Here is a 20577-nt window from a genome sequence, read left to right as displayed (position 1 = left end):
GAAGACAAATGCAGGAACAATTTACATTAACTAAGGTTCAAAAATTAGAATTTGGTATCTTACAGTTTATTAAAAAAGTGTGTGATGAGAATCAAATTCGTTATTATCTAGCGTATGGTACATTAATTGGTGCAGTACGACACAAGGGGTTTATTCCTTGGGATGATGACATTGATATTATGATGCCTAGGAAAGATTATAAAAAATTATTAGCAATTTTAAATGAACAACAACACCCCTATTATAAACTCATATCTGCTGATACAGATAAACGGTTTCAAGTGCCACTTCCTAAGATTGTTGATACACGGACACTTCTCGTTCAAGATTATGATATTATTGAACCAGTTCCGTTAGGTGTTTATGTTGATATCTTTTTGATGGATGGTGCTGGAGATGATTATCATATTGCAGTGCAACATTATGATGAAGCCTTTAAGCTTTATAGATATTGGAAAAAATCTCGCTTGAAATTAGCCCCTTCTTCGATGTCTAAACTAAAGGGATTGTTAAGATGGTTGAAAAATCTTCCTTTTAAAATGAGGGGGAGTAGGCATTATATTCAAAAATTGACAGAGCATAATAGTCAATATGATTTTGACAAAAGTCTTTATATTGCTACTTATGAAACTGGAACTTCTGATGCTAAAAAATGTATTTTTCGATATGATAAATTTGGTGTAGGTCACTTTCTTGAATTTAATGGTGAACTATTTCAAGTTCCTCAAGATTATGATAATATCTTAAAATCAGAATATGGAAATTATATGATATTGCCTCCTAAAGAAAAACAAGTTTCTCATCATTCTTATAATTTACAGTGGAATTTAAAGAAGATGAGATAGTTAATTTTTATTTAGGGAACTATATACCTGTTTACACTAACCACAATATGGAGTGCTTCCGAAAATATACAAAAAGGCGACTTCCGAAATGGAAATCGTCTTTTAATGTGATGTCAATAATATTTTCTAAGTTTATCTTGATTTTCTTTGAAAAAGTTATCTAACCAATCCATGCCATAAGCATAGCTAAAACCTTCTAGGAGAACTGAGAAGTCAATACTATCAAAGCCCATTTTTTTCAAACCATCAAAGGTGTTGAATGGTGAACGAAAATGCTTGTATTTAATAATCGCACCAATATCTTTTAAATCCTGTTCTCTAGTACTCACCATCTTCATTCCCAACACATACTCAATCGGGGTTGCTAAAACCGTTAGATTCTCAAACAAGTACAAGGTTTCACATAAACTTAACGGTGGCTGTTTGTTCATATTTGCCACATTATTGTTGAGCCATAGCTCTTCGTGAGTGTTAAGATTAAACTCTTGTCCGACACGAGCGATAATTTCATTGATTTTTTGACTTTCTTCATAAAAAGCATCTACATCTTGCGTTGCACGCAAACCATGATATTCCAAGACATAGCCACCAACACAGATAATGGTCAAAGTAAGATTTGCCTGAACCAATTCCTTATTCAAAGCTTCAAAGACAGGTTTCATTTTATCCATGTTTGTATTTCTCCATCATTTTTTGAACATTAGCTAATTTAGCTGGCTTATCTAACGAAATCACATATTCATGAGTTGGTGTGTGCTCTTGAATGGCATACTTTAAGCTAACCTTTTGAAAATCAGTTAATTCTTTGGAGACTAGTAATTTCTCAACATCCTCATTTGTTAAATAAGAATGGTCTTCAAAAATGACTTTTCGCAAATAACGAAACCAATGACTTGCATTGAAACGTGATTGCTTGGATGCATTTATCATATAATCGTACCAATCCATCATCTTCCTCCTGTAAGATTTAGTTCATGTTATTGTCGTTTATATTTAAAAGTCTAACTTTTTCTCTTTCTTAACTGTTTATCTTCTTTAGGATTATAATTCAAAGCCTGTTGTAGTTTCAAATCAAAATCAGAAAGTTCTAGTTTTTCCTCCTCAAAAGGAATATCGGGAAGTTTAAAACGAAATTTTTTATAAAAGAAAGTGTTAAACTCCTCTTTGTTATCTGAAATATCTACTAGAGTATCTAGTTCGGAAAGTCGATTCTGTATGCTGATTTTTGTAATATCGTCGAGCTTTTGGTAAATTGCATAATACGATAAATCTTGGAAAAATTTCCGATGCGATTTAACAACTGCCTGAGTATAAGGGCAATTATAATAACTGAGATATTTCTTGTAAAAATTATCAGAAAGAGAAATTTGGTAATCTACTAACTTATTGTCAATCGTTTTTGAAACTGTTCGCTCCATTTCTGCATGTAGTTTATCCATGGATTAGCTCCTTGTATGTTGTACGAACTCCTGAAGATGCTAGTAGAAGATTGAAGCGGTCATTATCCGCCATACTACGAGTATTATAGCGGAATACAAATTCATCCACGTAGTCCTGCAAATGTTTCTTAGACCATGAATGGTAAATTCCTAATACCCCTCGTTTAAGTCCTGCCCAGAAACCTTCAATCGTGTTTGTATAAATATCATCAATGGCATACTCATGAGCACCATGGTTTACAAAAGCGTGGTCATACATCTTCGCAACTTTATTATAACCTAACCATTCATCAGTGTAAAGTTGAGCGGTATCTTTAACAAATTTAACGACTTGTTCTGTCAGAGTTTTTATACCTGTATCACTTACCTTATGGGCATTTAATTTTCCTTCTCGTGCAACCATACCGACAACTGGAGTTTTATCTTTTAGAGAACGACCTTGTGCATTTTTGACCTTTTTAGAGTTATGACGATTCTTATTTTTGCCACCGATGTAGGTTTCATCTACTTCGACAGTTCCGTCCAACTCATTGTTATTTTCTGAGCCAAAGCATCTACGAATACGCTCTAACATAAACCAAGCAGTTTTCTGAGTAACGTGAATGTCTTTTGAAAGTTGAAGGGAGGAAATACCTTTTTTGTGAGAAGTCACCATCCAAATAGCGATAAACCATTTTTGAAGAGAAACCTTAGTGTTATCGAACATCGTACCAGTTTTAACGCTAAAATATTTACCAGTATTCTTGCACCTATATTTACCATTCTTGCATTTATAAACCTTAGATGTTTCATCAAAAGGACTGAATACATAGCCATTCCAGCGAATTTTTTCTAAATGTTGTTCACAATGATAATCACTTGGGAAAGCATTCATCAAATCGTACAATGACCTAAACTCACTTAACATCTCTCTGCTCCTTTTATATTCTAAATCCATTATATCATTTAAAACATAAAAGTCAATAAAATGGTGTAAAAATAGATATAATTCTTTTCAAAACTAGTATTTTGTGATATAATAGTATTGTTATATGAACAAGGAGAAAAATATGACAGAAATCAAATCAAATCAAATCAAATCAAATCAAATCAAATCAAATCAAATCAAATCAAATCAAATCAAATCAAATCAAATCAAATCAAGCTGATTATGTAGCTACTCAGCCTTTTTGTCAACCCCTTTTGAAGACTTTTTCACGTTTGTGTGAAGAAGTTTTTTGTGTTGGTAAGGAGGTCTTCAATGCTTGAGAGAGAAGTTGAAAACCTTTTAGAACAACAATTACGAAAACTTAATTGGAAACTAGAAGTTGGTCAAAAAGATAGACAAGTATATAGGCAACAACCACGTTCTAGAGATGAAATCAACAACTTGAAGACTAGTGGTTCAGTGAAATTTCCTGATTTTATATTGTATGAATCAGATAAAGTAGCCGAACCTATTGCAATTATTGAGACAAAACGACCAGAATATAAAGATTTAGAACAAGCCAAAAAACAAGGCATGTTATATGCTACGGCATTGAAAGCAAAGTTCCTATTCTTATATAATGCTAATCGTTTTATAACTTACTACGTACCTTCTGGAGAAAACTTATTTGTAGATGGAATAGAACTTACAGAACTTGTTTCTTTAGAGGATTTGATAAAGTTTAAAGGAAACAAATTAACTCTAAATGAAACAGCCGAAATAAAATCAAAATCCGACCTCATCAATGTATTCAAAGTAGCTAACGATAAGTTAAGAGAAGCTGGGGTAAATGCTGGCATTGCTAGATTTGCTGAATTTTCCAATCTCCTGTTCTTGAAATTGGTGAGTGAATTAAATAATGAGCGTCACTATAACATATCTAAACCATACCTTTGGGAAACATATAGAGGAATGGATAGTGATGTTATGCTCCAATACATTAATGCTACTGTAATTCCCGGTCTTAATGTACTTTTTGATAGTTCTGAAGCTCAACCTCTGTTTACCCCTTTAAGGATTAAAAATCCTATAAAATTAAAAGAGATTGTAAACAAACTTGATACTCTTGACCTCAAAAAAATAGATACAGATATTAAAGGAGATGCTTTTGAATATTTTATTCAAAAATATAATCAAACGAATAATGATTTAGGAGAGTATTTTACACCTAGACACATTGTGAAATTTTTGAATGATATTGTTAAACCAACTTTTGGCGATAAAATTTATGACCCGTTTTGTGGTACAGGGGGTATGTTGATTGTTGCGTTTGAAAAAATATTATCTGAGCTAAATGATAAAGGATTATTAGACGAATATAATTTAAGTAGCTTGAGAGAAAAGACTATTTGGGGAAGTGAGATTTCTGATACTTCTCGTATTGCTAAAATGAACATGATTTTATCTGGTGATGGACATAGTAATATTAAGCAACAAGATAGCTTTTCTAACCCAGTTTCTGATAAATACAGTGTTGTGATATCTAATATACCTTTTAATATGGATGTTAATGAAGAACAGGCTCAATTATATAAACCATATATTAAAAAGGGAAATTCTGTATCTATTTTACATATACTGAAATCATTAAAGAAAAGTAATTCAAAATCAAGAGCAAGTATTATTGTTCCAGATGCAGTTCTTAATGATAGGTCTATGAAGGATTTGCGTGAAAAAATTGTAAAATCAGGACAGTTGCTGGGGCTTATTTCGTTACCATCTAAAGTCTTTGAACCATATACCGAAGCTAAAACTAGTATTTTAGTATTTGGAAGCGAGGTAAACGTTCCGACTGAAAAAGTTTTCTTTTTCAAAGTTAAAAACGACGGTTTTACTCTAACGAAACGTCGCCGACCACTGGTCGGAATCAATGATTTAGATGAATTTATTGCACTTCATGAGCAGATGCTAAAAACAAACTACCATGAAATACTAGAACATCGAAACTTATTCTATGTAGATAGAAATGACATTTTAACTAACTCAAATAATAGTTTGCTACTTTCTCAATATCATGATGAACTTAGAGATGGATTTATTAGAATTGAAACTATTATGGAGAGAATAAGAGAGAAGAATAGTGACAGATTCCCAACAGCAAGTATTACAAATTCTGAATTTTGGGGAATGCCTCTTGGAGAAGAGTTATGGGGAGAAAACTTCATTTCTGTTACCTCAGAAGACAACTCTGATTACAGTGTCGTTAGAAAGAATGACATTAGTTTCAACCCAGCTAGAGCGAATATTCGCTCCTTTGGTTTATGTAAATCTGAAAGTCCTGTTGCTGTATCAAGTGCTTATCCAGTATTTAGATTGAAAGAAGAATATACAGGGAAATATTTAGCTGAATATGTTTATTTACAAATAAAACATAATCCTGAAGTTTTAGAAGATATAGCAGAACGTGCCTATGGTACAATCCGCCAAAGTCTTTCAAAGGATGAGTTCAAAAAGGTTCAAATTCCAGACTTACCAATATGCGAGCAAGAAAGGATTGTTACTGACGTGAACTCAAAATTTGAATTATATAATTCACTGAAAGATGAATTGAATACATTAAAGTTATGATACCCAATAAAAAAGACGATTTCCGCTTGGACAATCGCCTTTTTTCGTATTTTCAAAAATACTATATCTTGTGGTTGGTGTAAACTGGTATATAGTTCCCTTTATTTATTCACATTTATATATTAAAATTAAAAATAACTGAGGAGATGAGGTGCTATCCTCCTTTCAAATCATGGATAAATGAATGCCCTTTTACCTAAGAAAATTATGATAAAACTGTCTGTGGGATTGCCAATTTTGGTTACTCTGAGGTATACAGATGATAGGCAAGAATTTCACTGTTAAAGCTATCCAAGATTGGTGAGAAATATAACTTTTGATGACTTGCTGAAGTGGAGAACTCAGTGACATCTGTATAATATTGCTCGTAGGAGCTTGAAGCTTTCAATTGGATTATCAGCTTTCTTTCCAATCTCACCTTGGTAAGAAGAGCATTTTCGCTTACCAATGAATGTGCGTTTTAATTTTTTGATTCTTATCTTCCAAATGTGATTGTTATCAGGTGATAATAGTAAGTCAAACAAGTAAATTTAGTGATGCTAAGAAGTATATTTAAGCTCTATAATCTCTATAGTGGTTAGATCCACTGTAGAGATTATAGAGCTTTTTGAGTGCACATAAAAAGTCTCATAAGAATTATAATGAAAGCACCACACAATACGCTAGAAAGCTGCTCGTGAAACTTATTAAGAATACCACAAAATTAATCGGAATTAAAGACTCTAATATGACTATTTCATTCGTTTTTGAAAAAAATACTCACATTGAGATTCAAGAAAAACTGGATTATCCAGCATCTAGGTCGGACATTCTTGAAGACATGCATTGCCATCATGAATCAGTATGACAAAAAATCATTGCCTTATCGATCTCTAAAGAATTACTAGCGACTCTTTCAAAAGGACAGTCGAAAACTATCACACAATACCTTCTATTCAGGGACTTCCCGTCAAACCTTGTCGCCATACGAATTTATTAAGAAAACACTAGGATTCTCAAACGAGATCACCAATTACTATAATCTCTATCAATTTTTGCTTTTTCACTTTTAAGAGAAGAGGGTGGCTGAGTTTTTTGAGCTAATCCATAACAACTTAGCTGTCATCAATTCTTATTTTCAGATTGTTTTTAAAACTTTTCTTAAGCATAAACAATACATCACAAGCGCACTAGAATCAGATTATTTGAACTCCAAACTTGAAGTTACAAACAAGCTTATTAAAGATATCAAGTGTTAGGGGTTCGGCTTTAGAAATTTTTTAAACTTTAAGAAGCCTGTTTTCATCATGCTAAACATTAAAAAAGAAAAGACCAATATGGTCCTTTCTCGATGTTAGCTTTTCCTCACCCACCACAGTTGATAAAGAGCCTAAAGCTAACGATTTGGGGTTATGATTTAAAGCGAATTTATGATTCAATTAAGACTTTTTAGAATAATTAGGAACCCATTTACCGTCAGCTCCTACATAGTATCTACCATTGTCAACCCAAGAATTTCTCGCCATTTTACCATCTTGCCCGACCCAATAGGTATTGTCAATCCATTGGTTTTTCGCTGGAGTGCCGTCTGCTTTGTAGTAGAACCAATCCCCTTTGGCATCTTTATGCCAGCCAGGTTTATGAGCGTCTTTCACCCATTTACCATCAGCCCCTACATAGTATTTTCGTTGTCAACCCAAGCGTTTCTCGCCATTTTACCATCTTGCCCGACCCAATAGGTATTGTCAATCCATTGGTTTTTCGCTAGAGTGCCATCTGCTTTGTAGTAGAACCAATCCCCTTTGGCATCTTTATGCCAGCCAGGTTTATGAGCGTCTTTCACCCATTTACCATCAGCCCCTACGTAGTATTTGTTATTGTCTACCCAAGCGTTTCTCGCCATTTTACCATCTTGCCCAACCCAATAGGTATTGTCAATCCATTGGTTTTTCGCTAGAGTGCCATCTGCTTTGTAGTAGAACCAATCCCCTTTGGCATCTTTATGCCAGCCAGGTTTATGAGCGTCTTTCACCCATTTACCATCAGCCCCTACGTAGTATTTGTTATTGTCTACCCAAGCGTTTCTCGCCATTTTACCATCTTGCCCAACCCAATAGGTATTGTTAATCCATTGGTTTTTCGCTAGAGTGCCATCTGCTTTGTAGTAGAACCAATCACCTTTAGCATCCTGTTCCCAACTATTCTTTTTTCCTTGAATATTGAAAACGAGTTTGACAGTAGTATTTTCGGTAACTTTATTTTTTTTAGGTAATCTTAGAGTAATTGGAACAGTGTAGTTTCCTATTTTTTTAGGAGAACCGGTTATTTGTGAACCACCACCATTTTTCGTAACTTTTACTGTTAAGCCTTCTGGTAGCTGTTTTCGAACTTGCTCCCAGTCTATTTGAACATCTTTTCCATACCCTAAATAGATTGAGAAGTCTTTCCCGCGTTTAAGATTGAAAGTTTTTTGTTGATTTTCTTTTAGAACTGAAGTTGGTTCCACAAGATTGCTATCCTTGGTTAAGAGAACAGGTTTTTTATTAAGATAGGTATCATAAATAGCATCATCTGGAGAGACTATTGTTTTGCCGCTTACTTCTTTCCCTGTTTTATCAGTATAATAATAGTGAGGGGATGTTGTAGGGGTGGTATAACTCACTTCTTGATATTTTGTACCGTCCTTATTTGTTTTTATTTCAATTTTATAAGGGGTACGCTCATTATCACCAATATTTAAACCACCTAGGTCAGCAAGAAAAAAGTGAAAATCTTTAGTTTCTGCACTATATCCATAAGAGCGTAACAATTTTTTTGATAGGATATCATCTTTCATATTTTTTAAAATTTCAGAGATATAATTTTGCCCTAATTGTCCTTTGAATGTTGTTCTATAAGTAAATAAAGGCTTTCCAGACTTAACTTCATCTTCTGTTTTCCAAACTTTGATAGTGATATCTTTATTTATATTGTTCTGTTTATGTTGTAATAGCTGGGAAGAGTTCGGAGTTGTGATTGCCAATGCAGGAGTTGCTGACATTAAAAATGCCAAACTGACTCCACCAATAATAAGTGTAGTTTTTTTCATTTTAGACATAGTAATATTTCCTTTAAATTTATAATATAATTTATTATATCATGTGTTTCAATTTGTTTTTTGTGTTTCTTGTAAGTTATATGTAAAAATTATATTTAGCTAAGAAGAGAATTTTTAATCAAATCTATAGTTGTTTGGTAATGATGATGCTTTTCGATGATGACTATTATTTTAAGGATGATTCTTACAATCACAAGCGAATCAAAACAAAATTAAAAGGATTGAGTCCTGTTCAATACAAAACCAAATCCTTTCAACAATTATTTTGGAGTCAGCACACAGTTTTCTGCTTCTTTTTCTGTAAGAATTCGTTATTTATCACTTTGATATTGGGAGTATCCTAATACATTATGTAGATGTTGCAAATCTTCTAGACTATCAATTTCAAAAATACTGTTATGGGAAATAGATTGGATTTTAACGTTTAAGTTAGGGAGCTGATCTAGAACGATATTATCCCAATAAATATCTGCATAATTTCCTAACTCAAATTTTTTTTCAATTGCTTCTTGTAATAAAGCACCATCTGTAGAATTCCAATAGGAAACTCCGCACATAATAGGTCCTTCTCCATCTTCAATAGTGATATCTGTCACAAAAGAATCACTATTGGTGTGAAGAACCCATTCTTGCTTAAAATTTGTTTTATAAGCAGAAAAATAAGTAGAAGTTTCTAGATTGTTTGACAAAAAATTATCAACTAAATAATTATCGGCATCAATAACATAAGTATTTGATAGATACTGTTTGACTAAATACATTGTATAAAAATTGTTATAAATAGCATATTTGTCATTATGTACTAAAGTTACTTGATATTTATCTTTTAAAAATTCAAATTTTTCGGCTAAGTGACCTGTAACAATAATAATTTCATCTATGCCTTTTTCTCGTAAGAAATGGATTTGTCGTTCAATCAAGGTTTCGTTTCCTATCTTGATTAAAGATTTGGGAGTCGTTAGAGTAATTGGTCGGAGACGAGTTCCCATGCCAGCAGCTAAAATAATAGCTCTCATAATAACCTACTTTCTGATTTATACAATGTTATGGTTCACTCTTTTGAGATGAAAAGAGTACCGATGATAATCATGATACTACATAAAATCAACTTTATATCAAAATGTCCACCAATTAGTAAGATACTAAAAATAATAGCCCAGATGGAGTAGGTGACATTCATTCCTGTTGCTTTGACGGGTCCGATTGTATCAATAGCTTGATAGTAGAAAAGGTAGGATGTAGTACCGATAAGCGCTAAAGCGATGATAGCAAAAGTAATAGGACGACTTAATACGCTGTAAAAATTAAACAAAGCATGTCCTTCAAAAACGATAAAGAAAAAGTAAACGATACTGGATACCCATTGCCGTATGAACAGTGCTTCTTTTGGAGTAATATCATCTTTCATACCATAGGCGCAAATAACGCTTTCTGATGCCCAACCGCCAGCACAAATACAGGCCGCGATGAACCCCCAAACTGCTTGTTCATTTAAAGAGTTAAGCTGAGAATATCCTAATATACTGATAGCTAGTACAGATAGAAGCAGTCCTATCCACCCTTTTTTTGTTAGATAGTCCTTTAAAAATAGAGCTCCTAAAACGGCAGCTACAACTGGATATAGAGCGGAGATACTTGCAGTATATCCAGCTCCAATTGTATCAATGGCATATAAATAAGCACGCATGCCAATAGGACCGCCAAATAAAGCAGCAAACATTACAAATAAAGCACTTTTGAGTTTGAATTTTGAAATAGTCGTTCGTAGTTCACCTTTTATACCCTGCAAAAGTGTTAAATATAAAGCAGAAAATAGATCATGGAAAAAAGCTAGAAGTAACGATGCAGCCACTAAACGTTTGTCAACCAATGAAAATGGAACGGCGAGTAACACCCATCCATTAAAGGCTGTATCTGCTCCCCATAGTAGTCCCGATAATAAACCACTGAAAATTCCTTTACGATAAGAGTTCATGATAATCCTCTCTTTTTTCTTGATACAAGGTCATATTTTTCCAAGCGCGCTCCAGACGGTCTTTTCCATAACTACCAAAGTTATCGCCTCTACTTTCTTTAAAAATTGTCCAAGCTGACCAGACAAAATCAGAACAAATTTTATAAGCAAGAACTTTTAATTCAATCAGTGGAGGAAGTTCTTTGGTTTGATAGTAAGTTTCTAGTAAGTGTTGCTCCTGAGCATTTGTAAAATTACATTCAATACTATGGTTCGCTAAGTCCCATACAGGGTCATTCATTCCAGAGTATTCCCAGTCAATTAAAAAAGTTTTTCCTTGATTATCTTTAACAAAATTTTCTGGTACAGTATCAATATGGCATGGTTTTTTTTCAATTCCCATTTTTAATAAATCTTTTTCCAAGGATAAAACGAGAGGTCGTAAGACTTGGTATCCTTCATAATAAGTGGCAGCCATTTCATCTGCTAAATGCTCATATTTTTCAATTTCTCTAAATACATTAAATTCATTACTGAACTCTAAACCAGAATGATGTAGTTTTCTCAGTAAATTAGTTGTTAATTCCATATTTTTAGGATAAGCCGCTGTTACTGGATTCAGTGTTTCTGCACCTGTGATAAATTGACTAATTTTAGTTCCTGTTTCAGCATCAAAATAAGTTGTCTCGACATCAAGTCCCAAAATTTGAGCAATGATGCTGTTTTCTTTTTCAGCTGTACGATCAATAAAGCGATCAGTCCCATTTCCAGCAATTCGGACGATAAAGGATTGTCCATTTAGAATGACCTTATAATTTTTATTGGTCATGCCACCGGCACTTTCTAATAAATCAATATCTTTATCTGTAACATCTAGTTTATCTTTTATGAACGTGCGAACAGTGTCAATTTCTAATCGTTTTTCTTTTTGAAGAATGCGTGGGTAAATGATTTGTGTGACAGATTTTATCTGTGATTGATCATCAATTTCTCCCCAGATAAAATCATCTACGCGGACATATCCTAAACGATAATCTCTAGCAACATCCATCATGATATACTCATAATTAACAAGAGGATTTTCATTTTTTGAAAAAATAGTTAACATTTTTTCAAAAAAAGGAAAAGAGAATTTAGACATTCCAATCATCTCTCCATCAATATGATTAAATTGATGGATATCTTTGCTTATCTTAGAAATTTGTTCTCCTTGAATTTCAACCATAGCTTCATCATAATTTTCTCGGACACTAGTAATTAAAATACTGCTAGTATCGTTAGAATGAAGAAGTCGTGTCAAGCCACGTTCTTCAAATACTAGATCTCCTTCAATCAGTAAAAAATCATCATTTATAAAGGATTTTGCTTTTGCTAAAGAGGCCATTGTTCCGGTCGTTTTAAATTGTTGATTAACAACTATGTGTATCTGAGGATATTTTTTTTCAATCGGAATTAGCATTTCTTTGGCAAAACCTACAACTAATACGATATTGGTAATACCTGATGAAATCAATAATTGAATACTTCTATCTAAAATGGTTTCATTATCTAGAGGTAGTAATCCAACAGGAATATTAATTTCTTGTGCTTGTCCAGCTAATAGGATGACAGCATTCGTGATAACTTTTTTATCATTGCTCAATGAAATTTTTTTTTGCTGTTCTTCTCTTAAGAAACGTTCCAATAGCTGTAAGCCAGCTTCAGTCAAATGATAAATATTCTTTTTTCTCTTTTCGATTAACAAGTAGTTTTCTTCTTCTAATAATTTAAGGATATTGTTAATTTTTCCCAGAGAAATATTAGTTTTATCTGATATTTCTCGTTGAGACAAGTATCTATTTTGATTGAGTTCGTATAAAACAGTAAACAAGTCATTCATGGCGCACTCCTTTGTTCATTTTTTGAACAATTAAATTATATACTTATTTTGGATTGTTGTCAACATTTTTATGAACGCAAAAAAACTGTATAAGGACTTGAGGTGATTGGAAAATCATTTGTCAAATAAAAATTCCTAAACTAAAATAGGAATGGTTTAGGAGTTTCACTAGTGAAAAAATAATTTGTGACTGATAGATAAAGTTGATTCGAATCTTACTGCAAGTATACTTTTTCATCTTTTAATATTAAAATAGCGGGCATGGGCAGTTGTTTCCAAAAATCATAATGGATTTGTCCATCAAAATAGCTGAGCAGGATACAAATCAGATTGCCGTGAGAACTGATGATGATGTGTTCATCTTGGTGATTTTCTTCTAATTTTTGCAGAAATGCTAGAACTCGTTTTTGAGCCATGAGGTTCTATTCGCCACCCGGTAGAGAACTGTCAGGATTTTGCCAAAGTTGTTTGAGTGTAGTTTCAAATGTTTGGTCGGAAACCTGCTGACTGCTTAGTTTTCGTTCAATCAATCGCTTATCAAGTTGAATCGGAAGCCCAAAGGTTAGTGCCAAAGGCTCAATCGTTTCAATTGCTCGTTGGTAAGGACTAGAATAAATAGCAGAGATTGGCTTATTCTTTAGTATTTTTAATTGTGAGAGGGAAGTGAGTCCCTTTTGTGACAAAGAGCGTGTCCATTCGTCAGGTGTGTAAGTTGAGTGCGCGTGACGGACAAAATAATAAATGTTGTTCATGTAATCTAGTATATCCCAACATGTGAAAATTCTATAAATAAGCAAGAAATAATGCTTATTTAAGAAAAACTTTAACTTTGTCTTACGGATAGTTAATAAGAGCTTGATAAACTTTAATCAACCATTAAAAATAATCAAAGGAGTAAATAATATGGTTGACAAAAATCATCGTTCAAATAATGAAAAATATACAAAATGGTCTATCCGTCGGTTAAGTGTAGGTGTTGCGTCCGTAGTTGTGGCAAGTGGATTCTTTATTCTTATTAGCAATCCGGTAAATGCCCAAGTTGGTACGCAAAACAAGGTGGTCACGACAGCCCCGTCAAATAGTCCAACAGAATCTGGGAAATCCATACTTGATTCGAAAGTAGGACAATCTGAAAAAACAACAGCTGACAAGAAAGAAACGCCAGATGCAACTAAGCCCTCACAAGATTTGTCTGGCAGAACAACTCAAACACCAGATAAAAAGGTGCAAGAAAAACAAGAAGTTACAAAAGAAAACAAAGTAGGCGAATCCATTGCAGAAGCTGCGAAAAAAATCCAAAAGGCGTCAGAAACAGTTGTAAAAGAAGCAACTCCAAAAGCGCAAGAAGATCCATCTCTTGCTCAAGCTAAGCAATCTGTAGCGGATAATATCAAGGGCAGTACAGATGTTCCTGCTTCCTTCTTACAAAACGCGAACCACCCTGGTCCCTTTACAGCAGGGGTGAATGAAGTCATTCCGTACGAACTCTTCGGTGGTGATGGTATGCTGACACGTCTCTTGTTGAAATCTTCAAATGGCGCCCCATGGTCAGATAACGGCACGGCAAAACACGCTGGCTTACTACCTTTTGCCAACATTCCAAAAGGTAAATATTTCTATCAAGTGTCACTCAATGGTAATGCGGCCGGCAAACAAGGCAAAGTTCTCTTGGATCAACTGAAAGCGAACGGCACACACAGTTATACCGCAACCGTCACAGTTTACGGTGCAACTAAGGATGGTAAGGCAGACTTGAACAATGTTATCGCAACACGTCAAGTAAATCTGAATTTGAATGGTCAAAAAGCGCAAGAAGATCCATCTCTTGCTCAAGCTAAGCAATCTGTAGCGGATAATATCAAGGGCAGTACAGATGTTCCTGCTTCCTTCTTACAAAACGCGAACCACCCTGGTCCCTTTACAGCAGGGGTGAATGAAGTCATTCCGTACGAACTCTTCGGTGGTGATGGGATGTTAACACGTCTCTTGTTGAAATCCTCAGACGGTGCACCGTGGTCAGATAACGGCACGGCAAAACACGCTGGCTTACTACCCTTTGCCAACATTCCAAAAGGTAAATATTTCTATCAAGTGTCACTCAATGGTAATGCGGCCGGTAAACAAGGCAAGGCCCTCTTGGATCAATTGAAAGCGAATGGTACTCATACTTACACTGCGACTGTTAAGGTTTACGGTGCAACTAAGGATGGTAAGGCAGACTTGAACAATGTTATCGCAACACGTCAAGTAAATCTGAATTTGAATGGCACTACGACCGTTGACCAAGTGAAAAAATCCGTAGTAGACAACATCAAAGATAAAATTGATGTCCCTGCAAGTTATTTAACAAATGCAGTTTATCCAGGACCATTTACGGCTGGTGTTAATCAAGTGATTCCGTATGAACTTTTTGGTGGTGACGGTATGTTAACACGTCTCTTGTTGAAATCCTCAGACGGCGCCTCATGGTCAGATAATGGTAAAGCAAACCATGCAGGTCTCCTACCACTTGCAGGTTTAGGAAAGGGGCAATATTTCTATCAAGTCTCACTAGATGGTAATGCAGCAGGTAAACAGGATAAAGCTTTATTAGACCAACTAAAAGCTAATGGTACGCATTCTTATAAAGCGACTGTTACAGTGTATGGAGCAACCAAAGATGGCAAAGCGGACTTGAAGAATGTCATTGCGACGAAACCTGTGACGATTAACCTAAAAGGTGAAAAGAAAGCGGACTCTAAAGGACAATCTCAACAAGGTCAAAATGATCAGGCACAAAACCAAGGTAAAAAAGCAGATCATGACGGAAGCAAATATTCAAATAAAGGTGGCACACCTTCTGCAACAACTTCAAAAGGTGGACAAGCTACAGCAAGCAAAAAATCGCTTCCTAATACAGGTCAAAAATCCTCTCTTGGCTTGACAGTCCTAGGACTTCTTGGATTAAGTGCAGCAGCTATTTTAGCACTTGTTGGCATGAAACGCAGAGAAAAGAAGTAATTCTCGCATTTGTGAGCAATAACGCTTGAATCAAGTATAGAAATAGTGTTATACTTTTTCGTGGTATAACACTATTTTTCACAATAGAGGTAAGAAAATGACGAAGAGAATTTTGTTAGTAGATGATGAAATAGAGATTACCGAGATTAACAAGCGTTATTTAACACAGGCAGGTTATGAAGTCAATGTGGCGCATGATGGGCAGGAAGCTTTGGAGCTTTTTAAGAAATATCCGATTGATTTGATTGTCACCGACATTATGATGCCCAACATGGACGGGTATGATTTGATTGGCGAAGTGCAGTATCTTGCTCCGGATCAACCTTTCCTTTTTATCACTGCTAAAACATCTGAACCGGATAAAATTTATTCCCTCAGTATGGGAGCGGATGATTTTATTACCAAACCTTTCAGTCCGCGGGAGTTGGTGTTGCGGGTGCATAATATCTTGCGGCGCATTCACCGCAGTGTGGGAGCAGATGAAAAACTCCAACTAGGGGATTTAGAGATAAATCATGCAACGCGCGAAGTGACAGTGCACGGACAATCGTTGATGATGACCATTAAATCGTTTGAGTTGCTATGGATTTTGGCCAGCAATCCTCAGCGGGTCTTTTCTAAGACAGAATTGTATGAGAAAGTCTGGCAAGAAGATTTTGTAGATGATACAAATACGTTGAATGTTCACATTCATGCCTTGCGGCAAGATTTAGCAAAATACAGTACAGAAAAAACACCCACGATTAAGACTGTTTGGGGACTGGGCTATAAGATAGAGGTGTAAGATGAAATTAAAGCACTTTATTATTGTGGGATACCTCATTTCCACAACGATCACGGTTGTTGCCATTATCTGGTCTGTCAACACCATGCTGATTTCAAAAAGTGATATTTATTTTATTATTGGTATTAGCATTCTGGCTAGTATTACAGGGGCATTGGTTAGCCTTTTGCTGTTGAGCCGTGTCTTTCTTTCTTTGGATAAATTAAAACAACTCATAAAAGGAATCTCTGACAAGAAGTTTGAAACGGTGAACGACATTAAAAATCCTACTGAATTTAAAGAGCTAGCAGATGCTTTTAATAATATGTCAAGAAACTTGCAAAGTACCTTTACTTCGTTGGAAGAAAGTGAGAAGGAAAAGGGTTTGATGATTGCTCAGCTCTCACACGATATTAAAACGCCTTTAACATCCATTCAGGCAACTGTCGAAGGAATGTTGGATGGTGTGATTGCGGCAGATGAGCAGCAGTATTATCTCAAAACCATCAGTCGGCAGACCGATCGGTTGAATAAGCTGGTCGAGGAGCTAAGTTTTATCACTCTGAATACGATGAATCAGCCAGATGTACCGCTTGAAAAAGAAGAGATTTTCCTTGATAAGCTCTTGATTGATATTATGTCGGAGTTCCAATTGGTGATTGATAAAGAAGACCGAGATATTCAGATTTCGGTGCAGCCAGAATCAGCCAAAATCGTGAGTCATTATGATAAGCTGTCACGGATTATTCTCAATCTGGTCAGCAATGCTTTTAAGTATTCAGAAGCAGGCACTAAGCTTACTATTGATGCGGCGGTTGACAATAAGCGCTTGACTTTAACGGTGGCAGATGAAGGTCAGGGCATTAAGTCAGAGGATTTGGAGAAAATATTTAAACGACTTTATCGGGTAGAATCTTCTCGCAATATGAAAACTGGCGGACACGGTCTAGGGCTCTATATTGCACGTGAATTGGCACGCCAATTGGGTGGTGATATTTTCGTGCAAAGTGAGTATGGACAAGGTAGCAGTTTTTCGCTTGTATTAGATTTATAAAATGAAAGTGAGATAGACTAGAAAAATGAACATTTCCGGTTTATCTCATTCTTTATTTTTATTAGTTAGTTTGCAGTCTTTGAAAAATCCGATCTTTCCTACTGTATGGCACATGCTCCGAAGGCTGTCCAAGAAGCAGCTACGTATGTAGTGGATCACTTTGCAGATGCGGTGAAACATTTGGAAAAGTTGTTGTATCAAAATAGTATAAAGGCTTAAGAAAATTTTCTTAGGCTTTTTGTGTGCTACCACTATCCTTAATCAAAAAATTTTTTTGGTTTCATGTTATAATAAACCTATGGAAAACAAGAATAAATTACTGTTGATTGACGGCTCGTCCGTCGCTTTTCGTGCTTTTTTTGCACTGTATAATCAAATTGACCGTTTTAAGAGTCCGTCTGGGCTTCACACTAATGCCATTTACGGCTTTCATCTTATGTTGAATCACTTGATAGAACGTGTACAGCCGACTCATATCTTGGTGGCATTTGATGCGGGGAAGACCACCTTTCGGACAGAGATGTATGCTGATTACAAGGGCGGTCGGGCTAAAACACCAGAGGAATTTCGTGAACAGCTGCCTTTTATTCGCGAAATGCTAGATAAGTTGGGTATTCGCTATTATGATTTGGATCAGTATGAGGCAGATGACATTATCGGTACTTTGGATAAAATGGCTGAAAACACAGCTGTTCCTTACGATGTGACAATCGTGAGCGGAGACAAGGACTTGATCCAGCTGGCCGATGATAATACTATTGTGGAAATTTCTAAAAAAGGTGTGGCTGAGTTCGAGGAATTTACACCAGCCTACCTCGTGGAAAAAATGGGAATCACACCCACACAATTTATTGATCTTAAGGCTCTTATGGGTGATTCTTCGGACAATATCCCTGGTGTGACGAAAATCGGTGAGAAAACGGGACTCAAGCTCCTTTGGGAATACGGCTCTCTGGAAGGCATTTATGACAACATTGACCAAATGAAGCAGTCTAAGATGAAGGAAAATCTCATCAATGATAAAGAGATAGCTTTCTTGTCTAGAACACTTGTCACTATTGACACTCAAGCTCCGATTGAAATCGGTTTAGAAGATATTCTCTATCGAGGATCAGATATTAAACAACTAGGTAGATTCTATGATGAAATGGGCTTTAAACAATTTAAGCAAGCGCTGGAAGCGGAAGTAGAGCCAGAAGAGGCGGCTGACATTGCTTTTGAGGAAGTGACGGAAGTCCGTCCAGAAATGCTCAGTAAAGATGATTTTTTCTACTTTGAAATGTTGGGGGACAATTACCACATAGACGAGATGGTGGGCTTTGCGTGGGGAAATGCACAGCAGATTTATGCCAGTCAGGACATCAACCTCTTGCAGCAACCAGCTTTCAAAGAATTTTTGGAAAACACAGCCCTCAAGGTTTATGATTTTAAACGCTCCAAGGTCTTGCTCAGTCGCTTAGGCATTGAGCTTTCGCGACCTGCATTTGATAGCCGTTTAGCTAAGTACCTTCTTTCAACCGTTGATAACAATGAAATCGCAACAATTGCTGGTCTTTATGGCAAGACCAAACTCGCCGAAGATGAGGCGGTTTATGGGAAAGGCGCTAAGCGGGCACTGCCTGAAAAAGCTATTTTATTGAGCCATTTAGCCAGAAAAGTCACAGTTCTCGTTGAAACGGAAAAGCCTATGACAGACTTGCTGCGCCAGCATGACCAGCTTAATCTGCTGTACGAAATGGAGCAACCTTTAGCCTTTGTACTAGCTAAAATGGAAATTGCTGGTATCAAGGTAAAGCGCGAAACATTGCAAACCATGCAGGCTGAAAATGAGGTGCTTCTTACCCAACTAACGCAGGACATCTATGAGCTTGCTGGCGAGGAGTTTAACATTAACTCACCTAAACAGTTGGGGGGTATTCTCTTTGAAAAACTAGGTTTGCCAACGTCTTTTACTAAGAAAACCAAAACGGGCTACTCTACGGCAGTAGATGTATTGGAACGTTTGGCACCAATCGCGCCAATTGTGGAAAAAATTCTGGACTATCGGCAAATTGCTAAGATTCAATCAACCTATGTCATGGGGCTACAGGACTGGATTTTGGCGGACGGAAAGATTCATACTCGCTTTCTTCAAGATTTGACTCAGACAGGACGACTATCAAGTGTTGACCCTAATCTGCAAAATATTCCAATTCGCCTAGAGCAAGGGCGCTTGATTCGGAAAGCTTTTGTGCCAGAGTGGGAGAACAGTGTCTTACTTAGCTCTGATTATTCGCAAATTGAGTTGCGGGTTTTGGCGCATATTTCAGGTGATGAACATCTGATTGAGGCATTCAGACACGGAGCGGACATTCACACTTCGACAGCCATGCGGGTTTTTAATATCGAAAGACCAGAAGATGTGACACCAAATGACCGCCGCAATGCCAAAGCTGTCAACTTTGGTGTTGTCTACGGAATTTCTGACTTTGGACTTGCCAACAATCTGGGGATTAGCCGTAAGGAAGCGAAGTCCTATATTGATACTTATTTTGAGCGCTATCCGGGTATCAAGAATTATATGGAAAATGTAGTGCGAGAGGCACGAGACAAGGGCTATGTAGAAACTCTCTTTCACCGTCGTCGGGAGATTCCGGATATCAATTCTCGTAACTTCAATGTTCGAGGATTTGCAGAACGGACGGCAATCAATTCGCCAATTCAAGGCTCAGCCGCAGACATTCTTAAAATTGCAATGATTCGACTGGATCAAGCTCTGATAGATGGGAATTTTAAAACCAGAATGCTATTGCAAGTTCATGACGAAATTGTGCTAGAAGTACCCGAAAACGAACTGACCGCTATCAAAACGTTGGTCAAAGACATCATGGAATCTGCTATTGAACTTTCTGTTCCCTTGAAAGCGGACGAAAGCGCAGGCAAGACCTGGTATGAAGCAAAGTAGAATCAAAAGTACCCAAAAGAGGATATCACTCTGATTTTTTAGCTGTGCTCAGTTCAGATAAGAAACTTTTAAAGCAAGTACATTCAAC

General features: G+C 36.0%; 15 protein-coding genes and 4 pseudogenes. 8 read left to right on the top strand and 11 right to left on the bottom strand.

Annotation, left to right across the window (positions count from 1 at the left end; all coding sequences use genetic code 11):
• Positions 1–8 precede the first annotated feature (8 nt).
• Positions 9–845, top strand: coding sequence for a LicD family protein (locus EHW89_RS08605; RefSeq protein WP_126467861.1), 837 nt, complete (start codon positions 9–11; stop codon positions 843–845).
• A gap of 113 nt (positions 846–958) precedes the next feature.
• On the opposite strand, the gene EHW89_RS08595 is transcribed toward EHW89_RS08605, so the two are convergent.
• From EHW89_RS08595 to EHW89_RS08580, 4 genes are read right to left on the bottom strand one after another with little or no spacing between them, the layout of a single operon-like run.
• The gene (locus tag EHW89_RS08595) at positions 959–1516 is read right to left on the bottom strand and encodes a DUF6036 family nucleotidyltransferase (protein WP_126467859.1); all 558 of its coding nucleotides are present in this window, start codon (positions 1514–1516) and stop codon (positions 959–961) included.
• Positions 1509–1793, bottom strand: a complete 285-nt coding sequence (locus tag EHW89_RS08590; RefSeq protein ID WP_126468105.1) for a hypothetical protein — start codon at positions 1791–1793, stop codon at positions 1509–1511. Before EHW89_RS08590 ends, EHW89_RS08595 begins: the two co-directional genes overlap by 8 nt.
• 53 nt (positions 1794–1846) lie before the next feature.
• Positions 1847–2284, bottom strand: coding sequence for a hypothetical protein (locus EHW89_RS08585; RefSeq protein WP_117281700.1), 438 nt, complete (start codon positions 2282–2284; stop codon positions 1847–1849).
• The gene (locus tag EHW89_RS08580) at positions 2277–3191 is read right to left on the bottom strand and encodes an IS1595 family transposase (protein ID WP_126467857.1); all 915 of its coding nucleotides are present in this window, start codon (positions 3189–3191) and stop codon (positions 2277–2279) included. The genes EHW89_RS08585 and EHW89_RS08580 overlap by 8 nt, the downstream gene beginning before the upstream one ends.
• A gap of 333 nt (positions 3192–3524) precedes the next feature.
• Here EHW89_RS08580 and EHW89_RS08575 point away from each other — a divergent pair, with 333 nt between their 5' ends.
• Positions 3525–5819, top strand: a complete 2295-nt coding sequence (locus EHW89_RS08575; RefSeq protein ID WP_126467855.1) for an N-6 DNA methylase — start codon at positions 3525–3527, stop codon at positions 5817–5819.
• Between the two features lie 247 nt (positions 5820–6066).
• On the opposite strand, the pseudogene EHW89_RS09555 reads toward EHW89_RS08575, so the two are convergent.
• Positions 6067–6262 (bottom strand): annotated as a pseudogene (locus EHW89_RS09555) (IS3 family transposase); the annotation flags it as partial.
• 309 nt (positions 6263–6571) lie between these two features.
• Here EHW89_RS09555 and EHW89_RS08570 point away from each other — a divergent pair.
• Positions 6572–7156: pseudogene (locus EHW89_RS08570) on the top strand (transposase); the annotation flags it as partial.
• A gap of 81 nt (positions 7157–7237) precedes the next feature.
• Here the strand turns inward: EHW89_RS08570 and EHW89_RS08565 are convergent.
• Positions 7238–7453 carry a hypothetical protein gene (locus tag EHW89_RS08565; RefSeq protein ID WP_126467853.1) on the bottom strand — a complete coding sequence of 72 codons (216 nt, stop codon included), beginning with the start codon at positions 7451–7453 and terminating at the stop codon, positions 7238–7240.
• Positions 7454–7470: 17 nt separating this feature from the next.
• Complete coding sequence (locus EHW89_RS08560; protein WP_126467851.1) at positions 7471–8895, bottom strand: hypothetical protein; 1425 nt, start codon at positions 8893–8895, stop codon at positions 7471–7473.
• A gap of 179 nt (positions 8896–9074) precedes the next feature.
• Here EHW89_RS08560 and EHW89_RS09690 point away from each other — a divergent pair.
• Positions 9075–9149, top strand: a pseudogene (locus EHW89_RS09690) (IS3 family transposase); the annotation flags it as partial.
• Positions 9150–9206: 57 nt separating this feature from the next.
• Here the strand turns inward: EHW89_RS09690 and EHW89_RS08550 are convergent.
• The 4 genes and pseudogenes from EHW89_RS08550 to EHW89_RS08535 form a co-directional block, all read right to left on the bottom strand.
• The gene (locus EHW89_RS08550; protein ID WP_003071385.1) at positions 9207–9911 is read right to left on the bottom strand and encodes a sugar phosphate nucleotidyltransferase; all 705 of its coding nucleotides are present in this window, start codon (positions 9909–9911) and stop codon (positions 9207–9209) included.
• Positions 9912–9946: 35 nt separating this feature from the next.
• On the bottom strand, positions 9947–10870 hold the full coding sequence (locus tag EHW89_RS08545) for a DMT family transporter (RefSeq protein WP_006270512.1): 924 nt from the start codon (positions 10868–10870) through the stop codon (positions 9947–9949).
• Positions 10854–12728, bottom strand: coding sequence for a winged helix-turn-helix transcriptional regulator (locus EHW89_RS08540; RefSeq protein WP_126467847.1), 1875 nt, complete (start codon positions 12726–12728; stop codon positions 10854–10856). Before EHW89_RS08540 ends, EHW89_RS08545 begins: the two co-directional genes overlap by 17 nt.
• A gap of 215 nt (positions 12729–12943) precedes the next feature.
• A pseudogene (locus EHW89_RS08535) lies at positions 12944–13480 on the bottom strand (histidine phosphatase family protein).
• A gap of 151 nt (positions 13481–13631) precedes the next feature.
• On the opposite strand from EHW89_RS08535, the gene EHW89_RS08530 reads away from it, so the two are divergent.
• The 4 genes from EHW89_RS08530 (at position 13632) to polA (ending at position 20489) form a co-directional block, all read left to right on the top strand.
• Positions 13632–15728 (top strand): SSURE domain-containing protein, encoded by a 2097-nt coding sequence (locus EHW89_RS08530; protein WP_126467845.1) that lies wholly within the window; start codon positions 13632–13634, stop codon positions 15726–15728.
• A gap of 97 nt (positions 15729–15825) precedes the next feature.
• Entirely contained in the window at positions 15826–16512 is a 687-nt protein-coding gene (locus tag EHW89_RS08525; protein ID WP_126467843.1) for a response regulator transcription factor, read from the top strand.
• 1 nt (position 16513) lies between these two features.
• Positions 16514–17545, top strand: coding sequence for a sensor histidine kinase (locus EHW89_RS08520; RefSeq protein ID WP_126467841.1), 1032 nt, complete (start codon positions 16514–16516; stop codon positions 17543–17545).
• Positions 17546–17843: 298 nt separating this feature from the next.
• Positions 17844–20489 (top strand): DNA polymerase I, encoded by a 2646-nt coding sequence (gene polA, locus EHW89_RS08510; protein WP_126467839.1) that lies wholly within the window; start codon positions 17844–17846, stop codon positions 20487–20489.
• The last annotated feature ends 88 nt before the right edge of the window (positions 20490–20577 follow it).

The organism is Streptococcus periodonticum (assembly GCF_003963555.1).
In the GTDB taxonomy this organism is placed as follows: domain Bacteria; phylum Bacillota; class Bacilli; order Lactobacillales; family Streptococcaceae; genus Streptococcus; species Streptococcus anginosus.
This window is presented reverse-complemented; position numbering and strand designations above follow the sequence as displayed.